16 protein-coding genes are annotated in these 16,557 nt (G+C 67.9%); 11 read left to right on the top strand and 5 right to left on the bottom strand.

Going from position 1 to position 16,557, the window contains the following annotated elements:
- Nucleotides 1-8: 8 nt before the first annotated feature.
- Nucleotides 9-812, bottom strand: a complete 804-nt coding sequence (locus AAYO93_RS12465) for a DUF1206 domain-containing protein (RefSeq protein WP_345761503.1) — start codon at nt 810-812, stop codon at nt 9-11.
- Nucleotides 813-937: 125 nt separating this feature from the next.
- Here AAYO93_RS12465 and nusA point away from each other — a divergent pair, with 125 nt between their 5' ends.
- Nucleotides 938-1,945 carry a transcription termination factor NusA gene (nusA, locus tag AAYO93_RS12460; RefSeq protein WP_345761502.1) on the top strand — a complete coding sequence of 336 codons (1,008 nt, stop codon included), beginning with the start codon at nt 938-940 and terminating at the stop codon, nt 1,943-1,945.
- 203 nt (nt 1,946-2,148) lie between these two features.
- Here the strand turns inward: nusA and AAYO93_RS12455 are convergent, their stop codons facing one another.
- Complete coding sequence (locus AAYO93_RS12455; protein ID WP_345761501.1) at nt 2,149-4,590, bottom strand: cell wall-binding repeat-containing protein; 2,442 nt, start codon at nt 4,588-4,590, stop codon at nt 2,149-2,151.
- Between the two features lie 136 nt (nt 4,591-4,726).
- Between AAYO93_RS12455 and AAYO93_RS12450 the strand changes: the two genes are divergently transcribed.
- From AAYO93_RS12450 to AAYO93_RS12435, 4 genes are all read left to right on the top strand, one after another.
- Complete coding sequence (locus tag AAYO93_RS12450) at nt 4,727-5,005, top strand: YlxR family protein (RefSeq protein ID WP_345761500.1); 279 nt, start codon at nt 4,727-4,729, stop codon at nt 5,003-5,005.
- A gap of 80 nt (nt 5,006-5,085) precedes the next feature.
- On the top strand, nt 5,086-7,899 hold the full coding sequence (infB, locus tag AAYO93_RS12445) for a translation initiation factor IF-2 (protein WP_345761499.1): 2,814 nt from the start codon (nt 5,086-5,088) through the stop codon (nt 7,897-7,899).
- Nucleotides 7,900-8,007: 108 nt separating this feature from the next.
- Nucleotides 8,008-8,520: a 30S ribosome-binding factor RbfA gene (rbfA, locus tag AAYO93_RS12440; RefSeq protein ID WP_345761498.1), complete on the top strand. Its 513-nt coding sequence runs from the start codon at nt 8,008-8,010 to the stop codon at nt 8,518-8,520.
- Between the two features lie 33 nt (nt 8,521-8,553).
- A complete protein-coding gene (locus AAYO93_RS12435; RefSeq protein ID WP_345761497.1) occupies nt 8,554-8,862 on the top strand; it encodes a YciI family protein in 309 nt (102 codons plus the stop codon).
- A gap of 9 nt (nt 8,863-8,871) precedes the next feature.
- Here the strand turns inward: AAYO93_RS12435 and AAYO93_RS12430 are convergent, their stop codons facing one another.
- Complete coding sequence (locus AAYO93_RS12430) at nt 8,872-9,765, bottom strand: A/G-specific adenine glycosylase (protein ID WP_434056635.1); 894 nt, start codon at nt 9,763-9,765, stop codon at nt 8,872-8,874.
- Nucleotides 9,766-9,805: 40 nt separating this feature from the next.
- Here AAYO93_RS12430 and AAYO93_RS12425 point away from each other — a divergent pair, with 40 nt between their 5' ends.
- On the top strand, nt 9,806-10,480 hold the full coding sequence (locus AAYO93_RS12425; RefSeq protein WP_345761496.1) for a uridine kinase: 675 nt from the start codon (nt 9,806-9,808) through the stop codon (nt 10,478-10,480).
- A gap of 19 nt (nt 10,481-10,499) precedes the next feature.
- Here AAYO93_RS12425 and AAYO93_RS12420 read toward each other — a convergent pair whose 3' ends face one another.
- The gene (locus AAYO93_RS12420; protein ID WP_345761495.1) at nt 10,500-11,501 is read right to left on the bottom strand and encodes a ketopantoate reductase family protein; all 1,002 of its coding nucleotides are present in this window, start codon (nt 11,499-11,501) and stop codon (nt 10,500-10,502) included.
- A 99-nt stretch (nt 11,502-11,600) separates the two neighbouring features.
- On the bottom strand, nt 11,601-13,046 hold the full coding sequence (locus AAYO93_RS12415; protein ID WP_345761494.1) for an MFS transporter: 1,446 nt from the start codon (nt 13,044-13,046) through the stop codon (nt 11,601-11,603).
- Nucleotides 13,047-13,132: 86 nt separating this feature from the next.
- Here AAYO93_RS12415 and AAYO93_RS12410 point away from each other — a divergent pair, with 86 nt between their 5' ends.
- Genes AAYO93_RS12410 through AAYO93_RS12390 form a run of 5 tightly spaced genes read left to right on the top strand, consistent with a single transcriptional unit; the run spans nt 13,133 to nt 16,536 of the window.
- On the top strand, nt 13,133-13,777 hold the full coding sequence (locus AAYO93_RS12410; RefSeq protein ID WP_345761493.1) for a TetR/AcrR family transcriptional regulator: 645 nt from the start codon (nt 13,133-13,135) through the stop codon (nt 13,775-13,777).
- Nucleotides 13,774-14,721 carry a tRNA pseudouridine(55) synthase TruB gene (gene truB / locus AAYO93_RS12405; protein ID WP_345761492.1) on the top strand — a complete coding sequence of 316 codons (948 nt, stop codon included), beginning with the start codon at nt 13,774-13,776 and terminating at the stop codon, nt 14,719-14,721. Before AAYO93_RS12410 ends, truB begins: the two co-directional genes overlap by 4 nt.
- Complete coding sequence (locus AAYO93_RS12400) at nt 14,718-15,086, top strand: hypothetical protein (RefSeq protein WP_345761491.1); 369 nt, start codon at nt 14,718-14,720, stop codon at nt 15,084-15,086. The genes truB and AAYO93_RS12400 overlap by 4 nt, the downstream gene beginning before the upstream one ends.
- Nucleotides 15,087-15,112: 26 nt before the next feature.
- Nucleotides 15,113-15,610: a hypothetical protein gene (locus AAYO93_RS12395; protein ID WP_345761490.1), complete on the top strand. Its 498-nt coding sequence runs from the start codon at nt 15,113-15,115 to the stop codon at nt 15,608-15,610.
- Nucleotides 15,607-16,536 carry a bifunctional riboflavin kinase/FAD synthetase gene (locus AAYO93_RS12390; protein ID WP_345761489.1) on the top strand — a complete coding sequence of 310 codons (930 nt, stop codon included), beginning with the start codon at nt 15,607-15,609 and terminating at the stop codon, nt 16,534-16,536. The genes AAYO93_RS12395 and AAYO93_RS12390 overlap by 4 nt, the downstream gene beginning before the upstream one ends.
- Nucleotides 16,537-16,557 lie beyond the last annotated feature (21 nt).

The following is a 16,557-nucleotide window of genomic DNA, read 5'->3' as shown; positions in this document are numbered from 1 at the left end:
GGCAGTAGTCAGAGGCGGACGACGAAGGCTCGCACGCAGTAGTACACGCCGTAGGCGATCAGCCCGACGGCGACCACGAACAGGATGAAGACGCCGAAGGGCAGCCCGCGCAGCGTGAGCAGGGCTCCGTCCAGACCGTTCGCCTTGGCCGGGTCGAAGGTCACTGCGGCGACCACGAAGAGCACACCGACGATGCCCAGCGCGACGCCTTTGGCGATGTAGCCGACGACACCGAGCGTGATCGTCGCATCCCCGGCAGGGCCGGGCGGCGTCTGGATGTCGCGGGCGAACCGCTTCGTCGCGCCGCGCACAACGTACCCCACGCCGATCCCGAAGATCAGGAGGCCGATCAGGATCAGCAGGAAGACACCGCCCGGCGTGCTCAGGATCTTCGCGCTCGCCGACGAGGTGGACGACGCCGAATTCGAGGATCCTCCCAGGGCGACCACGATCCCGACCCACGCGAGCGCGAAATAGATGACGCCCTTGGCGGCTTCCTTCAGCCGGGTGGCCCAGCGCCGTTTCGGATCCGCTCCCGGCGCCACGATCGTCTGCAGGATCTGCCAGAAACCGAGCGCCACAAGCCCGACGACGACGATCCAGACGATGATCACACCTCCGGGCGTCTGCATGAGCTGATTGAACGCCCCTGACTGGTCTGCCTCGCCACCCGTTCCGAAGGCGATGCTGATCGCGATGCCGCCGATCAGGATGTGCACGATCCCGACGGCGACATTGCCGACACGGGCGAGGATCTTCACAGCGGGGTTGTTCTCCGCGGAACGCGCGGTCCCCTTCACTTCTGCCGTCATCATCCACACGGTACGCGCGATGGAGGCATTGTCCAGCGTTACGGGCGGGCCCACGATCGGGTACCGTAGATAGCTGAGTCCGTCGCGCGGTTCGCGGCGGCAAGATCTGAATAGAGGAGGCCGGCATGGACATCGACCTCAGCGTCTTGCGTCTCATGGAGCGCGAACGAGAGATTCCCTTCGACGAGCTGGTGCAGATCATCGAACAGGCGATCCTGACTGCGTATCTGAAGCACACCAACCAGCCTGATCACCGTCACGGACACACGGACCAGCCGCCTGCAGCGCGCGTACACCTTGATCGAAAGACCGGTCACGTGTCCGTCTACGTTCCGGAGCTGGACGACGAGGGAAACGTCATCGGCGAGGCCGAGGACAGCCCGAGCGACTTCGGCCGGATCGCGGCGTTCGCAGCCAAGCAGGTCATCAACCAGCGGTTGCGTGACATCGCTGACGACGCTGTACTCGGCGAGTTCCGCGGGCGCGAGGGCGACATCGTCGCGGGCGTGATCCAGCAGGGTCCGAACCCGCGCATGATCCACGTCGACCTGGGCAGCGTCGAAGCGATCCTTCCGCCTGAGGAGCAGGTTCCCGGTGAGGAGTACACGCACGGTTCGCGCATCCGCGTCTACGTCACCAGCGTGTCGAAGGGGCTGAAGGGGCCGTCGATCACGGTGTCGCGCACGCACCCGGCGCTTGTCCGCAAGCTGTTCGCGCTCGAGGTTCCCGAGATCGCGAGCGGCGTGGTCGAGATCGTGTCGCTGGCCCGCGAGGCCGGGCACCGTACGAAGATCGCGGTGCGGGCGACGCAGCCCGGGGTCAACGCGAAGGGCGCCTGCATCGGCGAGCTCGGGCAACGTGTGCGCGCGGTGACGGCGGAGCTGAACAACGAGAAGATCGACATCGTCGACTACTCGCCCGATCTCGCGACCTTCGTGTCGAGTGCCCTGTCGCCGGCGAAGGTGACCAGTGCCTTCGTGATCGACGAGTCGCTCAAGGCTGTGCGTGCGCTCGTTCCCGACTACCAGCTCTCTCTCGCGATCGGCAAGGAGGGCCAGAACGCCCGTCTGGCCGCCAAACTGACGGGCGCGAAGATCGACATTCAGCCGGACTCGATCCTCGACGAAGAGTAACTCCTGAATGTCGATCTTCGCGCCGAGCCGTCGCGGCACTGCCGCGTCGACTCGGTCGCCGAAGGCGAAAAGCACAGCCATTCAGCCGGACTCGATCCTCGACGAAGAGTAACTCCTGAATGTCGATCTTCGCGCCGAGCCGTCGCGGCACTGCCGCGTCGACTCGGCCGCCGAAGGCGCACAAGCACACCATCCAGCCCGACTCAGTGCACGTACGCCCCGAGTGCGGTCTGAACGCCGTTGTCGATCGCGGCGGTGCCACCGACGACGATGATCGAGTTCGGCTGCAGCCGCGTCAGCGCGCCGGCGGTGACAGCCGGGATCGAGTGCTGTGTGACGAGTAGCACGGGCGCATTCCGGTTTCCTGCGGCTGCTGCCGCCGCGAGCCCATCCGGGTACGACGTTCCGACGGCGATGTAGACGGACGATGCCGCTGCAGGGAACCCGTCTGCGACGGCTGCGCTGGTTGCGTAACGGTCGGCCCCGCTGAGAGTCGTCACCGGTGCGCGTGCCCCCAGCGTCGCCCTGACGGCTGCTCCGACGGCGCCTGGACCCCCGAGTACGACGATCTTCGAAGGTCGCAGGCGGTTGAGTTCGGTGGTGATCGCGGCAGGGATGGCGTCCCGGGTGACCAGCAGCAGGGGACCGCCGCCGGTCGCGCCCGCAGCGAGCGCACCGCCGGAGAGCGCATCCGGGAAGTCCTCGCCGCTCGCGATGTACGCCACAGGGTGCGGCCCCGACGCGAACGCGGTCGACGAGATCGCAGCGCTGGTCGCATAGCGGTCGCCCCCGGCTACCCTGGTCGCGCTTGCGAACGAGCTGAGCTGGTTCTCGACAGCGGCACTCACCGCACCCGTGCCGCCGAGCACGACGATTCTGGCCGGATGCAGCCGGGTCAGTTCGGCGGCGACGGCCGACGGGATGTTCGTGGGCGGGACGAGGAGCACAGGTCCGCGGCCAGCACCTGCCGCGGCGGATCCTGAGAGCGCATCCGCGAAGCCCATACCAGTCGCGACATAGGCGACCGGCACTCCCGGTGCGAACGTCGCCGCCGACACGGCAGCGCCCGTCGCGTAACGGTCGAGGCCGGACAGCCGTGAGGATGTCTTCACGGGAACACTGAACGCCCGCACCTTTCCACTGCCGTCCGCGTAGTAGAGGTGGCCGTTGACGACTATCGGACTCTGCCAGTGCAGTCCGACAGTGCCCGAGGTGTCGGTCCACAGGGTGAGCCCGGTCGCCGGGTCGAGTGCGCGCGCGCCCCCGTTCGTCAGATAGAAAAGGACTCCGCCCGCGACGATCGGCGTCGTGCCGCCGAAAGCACTCCCGGTGTGCGTCCACCCGGCAGTCAACTGTGGCTTGCCCCCGGCACCCGCGACGACTTTGAGCGCGGAGAGTCCGCTGCCGTTGGCCACGAACACCCAGGACGTCCCCGTCGCAGGGTCGGTCCACGCGGCCGGCTGGGTCAGCACCATGCCACCCTGGGGGACGCCCAGCAGCTGCAGCTCCCCGCCGAGGTGGCCGGGGCCGCCCTTTCCGCTCAGGTTCGCCAGATCCAGCAGGCGCAGCATCGCATCCTTGCCCCCCTGGACGCCGAGATTCGCCACCGTCGATCCGGGCGGCGCTGTCACGATCTCGGGCGATGTGCTTCCGAGGTCGAGGTCTGACGTGTTGAGCTGCGTCTGGTTGGTGGGTGTGTAACTGTCGACCGGACCGCCGCCCGCTCCCGTTCCATCCGGGTGGATGGCGAGAACGGTATCGCCCCAGTTGTGTACTCCGTCGAAGACGGAGTTGCCTGTCGTGAAGTAGATCAGCTGCGTGGCAGCGTCGTAGTCGACGCTTGGCCGTGCCCAGACGGCGGACTGGACCTGCGGGCAGTCGGTGGCAGCCGTCTCTGTGAAATGGATCGTCTTATCGCTGCACAGCGTGTTGAACACGGTCTGCGTGCCTGTCGCGAGGTTGATCGTGGTCACGTGGCCCTGGTAGTCCCCGCGATCGCCCGGATAGCCTCCGTTCGCCGCATACAGGTACGAGGTCGCGCCGACGGTCGCGATGGTCAGTGCGGGGGAGCTCTTCTCGTCGAACGGCTTCGTGGTGGTGACTTCTGGCCAGGGCGCGGCGACGACCTCCACCCCCGTGCCGGTCGCGTACTTGTGCACGCGGCCGTCCAGCCCGTACGAGTAGACGTATTTCGCGCTCGGGTCGATGGCCGGTGACGAGGTCGTGTAGCACGGAGTGCCGCCGTTGTTGATGGTGCAGCCGCCCGGGCCGGTCTGGCGCGACCACACCGTCGATCCGGTGGAGGCATCGAGAGCGACGATCCACCCTGTCTTGGTCGTGAGGAACAGCAGGTCGCGAGTGCCGGAGGCGGTGACGACTCCCGGCTGATACACAGGCGGTCCATCGGCCACGCCGGGCAGCGACGCTGTAAATGTCGGTTTCATGTTGCCGACCGTGGTCGGAGCGATCGAGGTCTCCGACGAGTTCACTCCCGAATGAGCAGGTCCGTCGCCGAACTGAGGCCACGCGACTGTTGCGCCGCTCGCCGGTGACACCGCGGCAAGCGTGAGGAGGGTGACCGCCGTGCCGGCCGCCAACGCGACCCGCAGCGCGCGTCCCCACCCCGTATTTCTTTCGCGTGGCACCCCCGGCATCGGTCCTCCCGCTTCGCAGTGTCCCCCTTCCCATGCGGTTTGGCAACGCTGTCTGTCCAGGGCCCGGGGTAGCCTGAACGATGGACGTGGCCCTCCTGTGCGCCGCCTCCGCCTCAGGAGGGGTAAGATGGAACCCGTAAGAACGTGCGTCGGTTGCCGTTCTCGCGCCTCCCGGTCCTCACTTCTGAGGGTTGTCGCCCGGGGTTCAGAACTCGTGGTGGACGATTCCGCCACTCTGCCCGGGCGTGGTGCGTGGCTGCATCCGACTGGCGAGTGCCTCGACAAGGCCTTGCAGCGACGGGCCTTCGGGCGGGCGCTGCGGGTCGAGGGGACGCTCGACACCATGGCCATCCAGGCCGCACTACGAGAGAACAGGCTGAACGGCACAGTGAACTCAAATGAGTGACAACTAATGAGCGGCTCGAAATGAGACCCGTCCGTTACTAACGGTCTGCCCTGTCCGGGTCAGGCCCAGACAGGAGAATTGTGGCTGCAAAACCACGCGTACACGAGGTCGCTAGCGAACTCGGAGTCGACAGCAAGGTAGCCCTTGCAAAACTGAAGGAAATGGGCGAGTTCGTCAAGGGACCGTCCTCCAGCATCGAACCGCCGGTGGCGCGCAAGCTTCGCGCCGCCCTCCAGGCGGATGGCCTTGCCGCGCCCGCGGGCGCACCGGCCCCCGCGGCCCCCAAGGCCCGCCCGACCCAGGCGACCGTCGCCGCCCCGGCCCCTGTATCCGCAGAGCCCGTCGCCGCACCGTCCGCTCCCGTTCCGAGCGCACCGCTCTCGGTCGCACAACGTCAGGCGATCGCGGAAGAGAAGGCTGCCGCGGAGAAGGCGGCAGCCGACAAGGCGGCCGCTGAGAAGTCCGCCTCGGCCGAGACGCCCCCTGCCCCGGCAGCGGCCGCTACCGCCGATGGTGACGTCGCGAAGTCCTCGGCGCCCACCCCCGGCGGAAGCATCCCGCGCCCCGGCGCTCCGCGTCCGGGCAACAACCCCTTCGCTTCGAACCAGGGCATGGGCCAGCGCCCGACGAACCCGCGTCCGGGTAACAACCCGTTCGCGAGCTCGCAGGGCATGGGCCAGCGTCCCAGCCCCGGGAACATCCCGCGTCCGTCGGCGCCCCGACCCGGTTCGCCGCGTCCGGGTGCTCCCGCACAGGGCCAGCGCCCCGGCGGCTTCCAGCGCCCCGGCGGACCCGGTGGAGCACGTACCGGCGGCTTCCAGCGTCCAGGTGGCGCCGGTGCAGGCGCCGGTGGCGGTTTCCAGCGCCCAGGTGGCGCCGGTGCAGGCGCCGGTGGCGGTGGCGGCTTCGGCGCGCCTCGTCCCGCCGGTGGTGGTGGCCGTGGTCGTGGCCCCGGCGGTGGCACCGCTGGTGCATTCGGCCGTGGTGGCGGAAAGAGCAAGGCGCGCAAGTCGAAGCGCACGAAGAGGCAGGAATTCGAGCTGCGGGAAGCCCCGTCGCTGGGTGGCGTGAGCGTACCCCGCGGCGACGGCGACACCATCGTCCGCCTGCGTCGCGGTGCCTCGATCTCCGACTTCGCCGACAAGATCGACGCCAGCCCCGGAAACCTGGTCACCGTCCTCTTCCACCTCGGTGAGATGGCGACGGCGACCGAGTCCCTCGACGAGGCGACGTTCGGCATCCTGGGTGAAGAGCTCGGCTATAAGGTGCAGATCGTCTCGCCTGAAGATGAGGACAAGGAACTCCTCGAAGGCTTCGACATCGATCTCGACCAGGAGCTCGAAGACGAAACCGACGAAGACCTCGAGATCCGTCCGCCGGTCGTCACGGTCATGGGCCACGTCGACCACGGTAAGACCCGACTCCTCGACGCGATCCGGAACGCGAACGTCGTCGCGGGCGAGGCCGGTGGCATCACCCAGCACATCGGTGCCTACCAGGTGACGACCGAGCACGAGGGCCTCGAGAGGGCCATCACCTTCATCGACACCCCGGGCCACGAGGCGTTCACCGCCATGCGTGCCCGTGGTGCCCAGGTCACCGACATCGCGATCCTCGTGGTCGCGGCCGACGACGGCATCATGCCGCAGACGATCGAGGCGCTGAACCACGCTCAGGCGGCGAACGTGCCGATCGTGGTCGCGGTGAACAAGATCGACAAGCCCGACGCCAACCCGGCCAAGGTGCGCCAGCAGCTCACCGAGTTCGGACTGGTCGCGGAGGAGTACGGCGGCGACGTCATGTTCGTCGACGTGTCCGCCCGAAACGACATCGGCATCCAGGACCTGCTCGACGCAGTGCTCCTCACCGCCGATGCCGGGCTCGACCTGCGTGCGAACCCGAACAAGGACGCCCGCGGTGTCGCGATCGAAGCGAAGCTCGACAAGGGCCGCGGTGCGGTCGCCACGGTGCTCATCCAGTCCGGAACGCTCCGCGTCGGCGACGCGATCGTCGCCGGTACGGCGTACGGACGCGTCCGTGCCATGGCCGATGAGAACGGGGATGTGGTCCTCGAGGCCACCCCGTCGCGTCCGGTCCAGGTACAGGGCCTCTCGAGTGTTCCGCGAGCCGGCGACACCTTCCTCGTCACAGAGGAGGACCGCACGGCACGTCAGATCGCCGAGAAGCGCGAAGCCGTCGAGCGCAACGCCCAGCTGGCCAAGGCCCGCAAGCGCATCAGCCTCGAGGACTTCACCCGTGCACTCGAAGAGGGCAAGGTCGAATCGCTCAACCTCATCATCAAGGGTGACGTCTCCGGTGCCGTCGAGGCTCTCGAGGACTCGCTCATGAAGATCGAGGTCGACGACTCGGTGCAGCTGCGCATCCTCCACCGCGGTGTGGGTGCGGTCACCGAATCCGACATCGACCTGGCGACCATCGACAACGCGATCGTCATCGGCTTCAACGTCCGCCCGGACGTCAAGGCCCGCGAACGCGCCGCCCGCGAGGGTGTGGATGTGCGCTTCTACTCGGTCATCTACAACGCGATCGAAGACATCGAGAACTCGCTCAAGGGCATGCTCAAGCCCGAGTTCGAAGAGGTCCAGTCGGGTGTGGCCGAGATCCGCGAGGTGTTCCGGTCCTCCAAGTTCGGAAACATCGCCGGTGTCATCGTCCGGTCCGGCACGATCACCCGAAACGCGAAGGCGCGCGTCATCCGTGACGGCGTCGTCGTCGCGGACGGCCTCGCAATCGAGTCGCTCCGCCGGTTCAAGGACGACGTCACCGAGGTGCGTACCGACTTCGAAGCCGGTATCGGCCTCGGTAAGTTCAACGACATCCAGATCGGCGACGAGATCGAGACGATCGAGATGCGCGAGAAGCCGCGCGTCTGACCGACCAGGGGCCGGGGGTGGGCAACCACCTCCGGCCCATCCGGTGTCTGCCATTCTCTGCAGGCACCCAGGCAGTGACTCCCCGGTGGGGAGAGAGAGGGGACTTCGATGGCCGCCCCGGAACGCGCGAGGAAACTCGCCGACAGGATCAAAGTGATCATCGCCAAACGGCTGGAGCGCGGCATCCGCGATCCCCGGATGGGATTCGTCACCATCACCGATGTGAAGGTCACCGGTGATCTCCAGCACGCCAGCGTCTTCTACACGGTCTACGGAACCGATGAGGAGCGCGCCGACACCGCTGCCGCTCTCAAGGCCGCAACCGGAATGTTCCGTACCGAGGTGGGCAAGAACATCACCTCCAGGCTCACGCCGTCGCTCGAGTTCATCCTCGATGCGATCCCCGAGAACGCCGCGCACATCGAGGACCTCCTCCGAGAGGCGCGCCAGCGCGACACGGAGGTCGCCGGTCTTGCCGCAACGGCGGAGTACGCCGGAGACGAAGATCCGTACGTGAAGCCGCGTGACCTCGAGGCCGACGGCGAGGACGACGATTTCGGAAGCGACTTCTACGCCGACGACGACGACGCTGCCGACGAAGAGGCCGCCGAGAAGGCGTAGCCGAAGCTCTGCCGACGGCGGTAGCCTTCGAGCATGTACGCCGTATCGTTCTACGACAGCGATCCCGACGCCGATCCGAAGATCTTCGAACGCATCATCGAGGCATACCCGCGCCATCGCGCCTACCTCGACGAGTTCGCCAAGAGTGGCGACGTGGTGATGATCGGGACATTCGGCAATCCCGCGACCGAAGGCTCCATGGCCGTCTTCCGCAGTCGTGAGGCCGCGGAGCGGTTTCGCGAGAACGACCCGTTCTACACCGAAGGCCACGTCTGGCGTTCGCGGATACTGGACTGGAACCCGCTCGAGTTCGGGCAGGACGGAACCCTCCTCGGAGGCTGAGCGCAGCCGCTACGGCAGCGTCAGGCCATCGTCGGAGTCGACGACCAGACCGTCGACGATGAGCCCCGCGATCGACCGCTCGCGCTGCACCTCGTCGGGCCAGACCGCCTCGAGTTCGGTGCGCGTCACCGGAATGCGCGACGCCCGCAGCTCCGCCATCACCAGACCGCGGACCTGCCGGTCCGACCCTTCGAACTTCTTCTGCACAGGTTTGCGTGGACCGTCGTAGGCCGGGTATCCGGCGAGACGCCAGGCGCAGGCGTCGCGCACCGGGCATCCATCGCACAACGGCGACCGCGCGGTGCAGACGATCGCACCGAGTTCCATCATCCCGGCGTTGAACGCGACCGACGCGGCCCGTTCGGCGGGCAGCAGCGATTCCATGGCGGCCAGGTCGCGTCGCGTGCTCGGAGGGCCGGGGTCCGCATTGCCGTCGACGACGCGCGCGATGACGCGGCGGATGTTCGTGTCGACGACCGGATGCCGGCCGCCGTACGCGAACACTGCGACCGCACGCGCGGTGTAGTCTCCGACGCCGGGAAGGGCGAGGAGCGCATCCACGTCGTCGGGGACGACACCCCCGTACTCGTCGGTGATGATGACAGCGCAGTCGTGCAGCCAGAGCGCGCGGCGCGGGTAGCCGAGCGACTTCCAGGCTCGCACGGCCTCGCCGGGCGGGACGGCAGCCAGATCTGCAGGCGTGGGCCAGCGGGTCAGCCACTCCTCGAGGTGGGGGATGACGCGGGAGACCGGGGTCTGCTGCAGCATGAACTCGCTGACGAGGGTTCCCCAGGCGGTGAAACCATCGCGGCGCCACGGCAGGTCGCGCCGGTTCGCATGGAACCAGTCGATCACCGTCGCTGCGAACGGCAGCGGCGAAGATGCGGCTGCGAGTTCGGTCACGAACCCAGCGTAGGCGGCGCCGGAGTCCTAGGCTCGACACATGCAGCTGCTGCCCACGCCACGCAACGAATTCTTGAGGGAGCTCGTGGGGGAGATCGCCCACAATTACGGTCGCGGTCGCGTGATCGTCGCGGTCGACGGTGTCGACGGGGCAGGCAAGACCACTTTCGGCGACGATCTGGCCGCGGTGTTCCGCGAGGCCGGTCATGACGCTTTCCGCGCATCCATGGAGGATTTCCACCGGTCGCGTGCCGAGCGGTACCGCGACGGGCGCGAGTCTCCGGAGTCGTTCTACCGCGACTCGTTCGATTACCAGACGTTTCGCCGGGTTCTGGTCGACCCGTTCCGGATGGCGGGCAGCACCGGGTTCCAGACCACGGCGTGGGACGTCAGACGGGATGCGCCCACGCTGTCACGCTGGGTGACCGGTCAGCCGGACGGCGTGCTCATCGTCGACGGAGTGTTCCTGCTCCGGCCCGAACTGCGCGGGATCTGGAACTATTCGATCCTGCTCGAGGTCCCGTGGGATGTCGCCTACAGCCGCCTCGCTGAACGCGACGCCCGTAACCCGGACGCCGACGCGCTGGCGAACGCGCGGTACCGCGACGGCCAGGAACTGTACTTCACCGAGGCGAACCCGCGGGAATTCGCGAACGCTCTGGTCGACAACGCAGACCCCGCGCATCCACGACGGATCTTCGCCGACAGCTGCTGAGACCTGCCCTTCTGCAGCGCTACAGGAGCGGCGCGAGGGTGGTGCGCACTTCGTCGGGTGCGACGAACGCTCCGGTGTGCTCGACCCGGTGCACGAGCCCGACGAGGGCGGCATTGATCGGAGCGTCCCGGCCGATGAGGGCGGCCTGGTCGACCACCGCGCCGTTGAGGAAGTCGATCTCGGTCGGCTGGCCGCGGCGGATGCTCTGCAGCGTCGAACCGGGGTTCGGTGTGCGCCCCATCCGCCGTCGCATCAGCAGCGGAACGACCTGGCCGACGGTGAGCGGACTGCGGGCCACGAACCGGAGGATGGTGTCGGTGAGTCCCTGCAGGCTGCCGAACCGCACGCCCGAGGCGAGGGCGATGCGTACGGCCTCACGCAGGCTCGCCGTGACGATCAGCCGCAGGTGACGGTCGCTCAGGGTCTCCTGCACGCTCAGCCCGGTGATCGCAGGCATGGCGTTGATCTGGTTGACCATGAGCTTCGTCCACTGGCACCCCGTGAAATTCGCGGTGGCTTCGCTCGGCATGACCGCGCCGAGCACACGCGCGACGGTGAGGGTCGCCGCATTCGGCGCGCCGTCTCCGGAGCCCAGATAGGTCGTCGCGGGCGTCGTGACGCTCACCTGGCCGGGGGAGAGGTAGCTCGCAGCCCAGAGGGCGAGCGCTCCGACGCAGTCGGAGTCGGGGAGGAGGGCGGATGCTTCGCCGAGCCCGGTCAGGCCGTTCTGCACGATCACGACGGGGATCCCCGCGAGCAGGGGGCTGTGTTCGCGGATCGCCGCGGCCGCATCCTGCGCTTTGGTGCAGACGAAGGCGAGCTCGGGGGCGGTGGTGAGGGTCTCGGCGGCACGTACCCGAGCGGTGTGGGTGCCCCACTCGCCCGACAAGTGCAGTCCGGTCGCCCGGATCGCCTCCAGATGGGCGCCGCGAGCCGTGACCTCGACGTTGTGGCCGGCCCGGTCGAGGAGCGCGGCGATCGTTCCGCCGATCGCGCCCGCGCCGATCACTCCGATTCGCATGCCACCAGCGTAGAACGAGCGTGCACGCCGATCGGACAGGTCCTGCCGGAACGCTTTCGCGGGTGCGGAGGAGCCTATCCGATCGCCACGCGGCCCGGTCTACGCGGAGCGGGCGGGCTCGGCGACGGACGCGGGTGCGGGAGCGCCGGTCATCCCGGCGGGCTCGCGGCGACGGATGCCCGACGGGAGCGCGAGCGAGACGATCGCGGCGAGGCCGAGCACGCCCGCCCCGACGAAGACGGCCGGGATCGCCGCGTTCACGTAGCCGCTCGGTGTGAGCGTTCCGCCGGCGCCGGTGAACACCGCGGTCAGCACGGCGATACCGAGGGCGACGCCGACCTCACGCAGTGTCGAGTTGGTGCCTGAGGCCTTCGCCTGGTCGTCCGGCACCATGTTGGCGAGGACCGCGGTCGAACTGGGCGCGAACACCAGGCCCATGCCGATGCCGGCGACAGCGAAGGCGGGCCACATCTCGCTGTACGGCTCGGTCGCCGACAGGGTCAGTGCGATCCACAGCATCGCGGCGGTCAGGAACACGAGGCCGATGAAGATCGGGAGGCGCGTTCCGGTACGGGGTGACAGCAGACCGGTCAGCGGGGCCACCACCATGGGCGCGAGCGTCCACGGCATGGTCATGACGCCCGCTTCGAGCGGGGTGTGGCCCTGCACGACCTGGAGGAACTGGATCAGGATGAAGATCGATCCGAAGATCCCGAAGCTGAAGGTGATGCCGACGAGATTCGCCACCGTGAAGCTGCGGTCGCGGAAGAGGCGGAGGGGAAGGAGCGGCGACGGGGTGCGCGACTCCCAGATCACGAAGGCGACGAGCAGCACGGCGCCTGCGACGAGCGAGCCGACCACCTCGAAGCTGTCCCAGCCGACGGGGTTGCCGCGAACGATGCCGTAGACGAGCCCCAGGAGTCCGAACCCGGCGAGGAGCAGTCCGACCACGTCGGCGCGCACGCGCTGGCCGAAGCTGTTCGGAAGCGCGAGTAGCACGAGGGGGACCGAGATAATGCCGAGCGGGACGTTCAGCCAGAAGATCGCCTGCCAGTTCCAGCCCTGCACGACCGCGCCTCCGATGAGCGGGCCGAGAGCGACGCCGAGTCCGGCGATTCCTCCCCAGATGCCGATCGCGGCAGGCCGCAGCCGTTCGCTCACGGTGCCGGCCAGAAGGGTCAGCGACAGCGGCATGAGTGCTGCGGCGCCGACGCCCTGGACCGCGCGGGCCGCGATGAGCATCCACGGTTCCGTCGCCAGCGCGCTGAGCGCGGATGCGACCGTGAAGACCACGATGCCGGCGAGGAACACCCGTCGCCTGCCGAACCGGTCGCCGAGGGCGACCGCCATGAGCATCATCGTCGCGAAGGTGAGGGTGTAGGCGTTCACGACCCACTGGAGGTCTTCGATGGACGCCGTCAGGTCCTTGGCGATGACCGGAAGGGCGCTGGTGACCACGAGGTTGTCGAGTGTCGCCATGAACATCGGGAGGGATGCTGCGATGATGGCGAGCCAGAGAGGTACGCGCCGTGCGGGTGAGGACATCGCCCAACTCCATTCATGAGAAAGGGTTGTGGTTATTGAATGATTACTAAGCGACAGAGTAGTAATCGGCTGATAACCTGTCAAGCGTGAAAGACAATTCGGCCGAGCGGATCCCGGCAGGCGAACGGCGCGAGTCGATCCTGGCGGCGGCCAGCCTCGTGTTCGGCCAGCGCGGCTACTTCGGCGCGACCACGGACCAGATCGCCCGGGCTGCCGGCATCAGCCAGCCCTACGTCGTTCGCATGTTCGGCAGCAAAGAGAACCTCTTCCTCGAAGTGCTCGACCGCGCGGTCGACAAACTCGTCGAAGCCTTCCGCACCGTTCTGGCAGAGGGTCGACATGCGGGCGAATCCGACCACGACCTGCACAGCCGCATCGGGTTCGCATACGTCGACCTCATCGAAGACCGTGGCATCCTGCTCTCCCTGATGCAGGCGTTCAGCATGGGTGGCGACGCCGTCGTCGGCCGCAAGGCGCGCCACGGGTTCCTCACGATCTACCGCCTGCTCCGTGACGAGGCAGGGTTCGACGCCGAGACGACCCGCGAATTCCTGGCGCACGGGATGCTCCTCAACACTGTGCTCGGGCTGCGGATGCCCGACGAATACCTGACCGACGAGACAGCCCGCGAGCTGCTCCAGTCCACCTTCGGCACGAAGCTGCAGATGGTCCTCGAACTGGCCGCCCTCGAAGCCGCGGGCCGGCCCCGCGTGGTCGGGGCCGACGCGTGAGCCTGACCGACGGCGTGCCGGCGCAGACGCCCGCACCGAGCGGCATCCTGCTCGTCGACAAACCGGAGGGCTGGACGAGCCACGACGTGGTCGCACGCACGAGGCGCCTGGCCGGCACGCGCAAGGTGGGCCATGCCGGCACCCTCGATCCGATGGCGACGGGCCTGCTCATCCTCGGCCTGCAGAGTTCGACCCGCCTCCTCACCTACATCGTCGGAACCGACAAGGAGTACCACGCGACCATCCGGCTCGGCGCCTCGACGACGACCGACGATGCAGAGGGCGAGCTGGTCTCGGAGGCGGGCAGCGGGAGACTCGACACCGTCGAACCGGATGCCGTGCTCGCCGGGATCGCCGACCTCACCGGGGAGATCGAGCAGGTCCCGAGCTCTGTGAGCGCGATCAAGGTCGACGGCAAGCGGGCGTACGCCCGTGTTCGCGCAGGCGAGGATGTTGTGCTGGCCGCGCGCCCGGTCACGGTGTCGGAGTTCGAGCTCCTCGCCACCGAGCGGGTCGTCGTCGACGGGGAGACCGTCGCGATCGACCTGGCGGTACGCGTCGTGTGCTCATCCGGAACGTACATCCGGTCGCTCGCGCGCGACCTGGGCGCGACCCTCGAGGTCGGAGGACATCTGACCCGGCTGCGGCGTACGCGCGTCGGTCCGTTCGTGGTCGAGGATGCGCACCCCATCGACGGCCTCGACGTCGCGTCACGCGTCATCCCACCTGCCGACGCCGCTTCCCTGCTCTTCGAGCGTCTCGACCTGACCGACCAGCAGGCGATCGATCTCGGCCACGGCAAGCGCATCCATGTGCCCGATCACGACGGCGGAGGCGAGCCCGTCGCCGCGATTGCGCCGACGGGCCACCTGGTCGGGCTGATCGAGTTCCACGGCAAAGAAGCCCGGACCCTGGTGAACTTCCCCGCGGACGAGCTCGCATGATCGAGTGGTTCACGACGGTCCAGGTGATCGTCGCCTGCATCGCCGGCGTGCTCTGCATCGTCCTGGGGCTTGCCGGTCGTGTCCCGTCCGATCTCACGATGGGGGCCGTCGCGCTCGTCGAGGTGCTGCTCGTCGGCCAGCTCGTCGTGACGATCGTCGCGCCTGCGGTGGGCAACGAGCCGACGGGCAGTCTCGCCGAGTTCTACATCTACCTGATCTCGGCGCTCATCCTGCCGCTTGCCGGAGGCTTCTGGGCGCTGATCGAACGCAACCGGTGGAGCACGGTCATCCTCGGAGCCGTCTGTCTCGCGATCGCCGTCATGGTGTACCGGATGGGGCAGATCTGGTTCGTGCAGGGAGCATAGCGGCGCGCGTCTAGAATCGTAAGGCGATGCCAGAACAGACCCCCGCCGTGCACCAGAAGGCGAAGACCAGAAGACCGCGTGTCACCGGCGTCGGCCGCCTCCTCATCCTCGTGTACGGCATCCTCGCGCTCGCCGCCACCGGACGGAGCGTCTTCCAGATCATCGACCGGTTCGGCGAAGCCCCGATCGCGTTCACGCTCTCCGGTCTCGCCGCGATCGTCTACATCGTCGCCACCATCGCCCTGATCGCCCCCGGACCGGTCTGGTACCGCGTCGCGTGGTACACGATCTCTTTCGAACTCGCGGGTGTGATCGTGATCGGCTCTCTCAGCCTGTTCGCGCCCGAAGTGCTGGGCCTCACCAGTATCGACCCGTTCGGCCGCCAGGCGACCGTCTGGTCGGTCTACGGCATGGGCTACCTGTTCATTCCTCTCGTGCTGCCGATCCTCGGCATGATCTGGCTGTCGAAGAACAAGCCTGTGAGCGAAGCGGCCGACGAACCGGACCGGGCCGGCCGATCGTGAAGGTCTTCAGTTCGCTCGATCAGGTTCCGGCCGATTTCGGTCCGAGCGCGGTCACGATCGGCAAGTTCGACGGCGTCCACACCGGTCACCGAGCCGTCATCGCGACGCTGGATGAGGTGGCGGCGTCGCAAGGTCTGACCGCGACGGTGATCACGTTCGACCGGAATCCGCTCGAACTCCTCGCGCCGGAGAAATGCCCGCCCGCCCTGACCGGAGTGGATCAGAAGCTCGATCTGCTCGCGGGAACCGGTGTAGCGGCGACACTGCTGCTGACCTTCGACCGGCACACGGCAGACCTCAGTCCGGAGGCCTTCGTCGAGAGCATCCTCGTCGACCGGCTGCACGCGCGGGTCGTGCTCGTCGGCAGCGATTTCCGGTTCGGCGCGCGCGGCGCCGGCGACGTGACGAAGCTCGAGGAGCTGGGCGAGAAGTTCGGTTTCGTCGTACGACTCATCGACGATGTGCGGCCGGAGGGCGGCAGGCGCGTCTCCTCGACCTGGATCCGCGAGCTCCTCGCCGACGGTGACGTGGCTCACGCGGCGCGCCTCCTCGGTCACGTCCCCTGCGTGCGCGGAATCGTTGTGCACGGAGCGGCGCGAGGCCGGGAGCTCGGCTTTCCGACAGCGAACCTGTCGCCCGAATCCGAGGGGCTCATCCCTGCCGACGGCGTCTACGCCGGGTGGCTGACGGATGAAGGCGTGCGCTATCCCGCCGCCATCTCGGTGGGCAACAACCCGACGTTCGAAGGTGTACCGCACAAGCAGGTCGAAGCGTACGTGCTCGACGAAGATCTCGACCTGTACGACCACCGAGTGGAGATCGCGTTCGTCGAGCGCATCCGCGGCATGGTCGCATTCTCGGGGATCGACCCGCTGATCGCCCAGATCGCCGCCGACGTCGAGCGGGCCCGCACCATCCTCGCCTGATCCGGGCCGGGTGTCGCGGTC

Source organism: Diaminobutyricibacter sp. McL0608 (assembly GCF_039613825.1).
Taxonomy (GTDB): domain Bacteria; phylum Actinomycetota; class Actinomycetes; order Actinomycetales; family Microbacteriaceae; genus Diaminobutyricibacter.
Note: the sequence above shows the minus strand (reverse complement) of the source record. Positions and strands in the feature narration are given on the sequence as shown.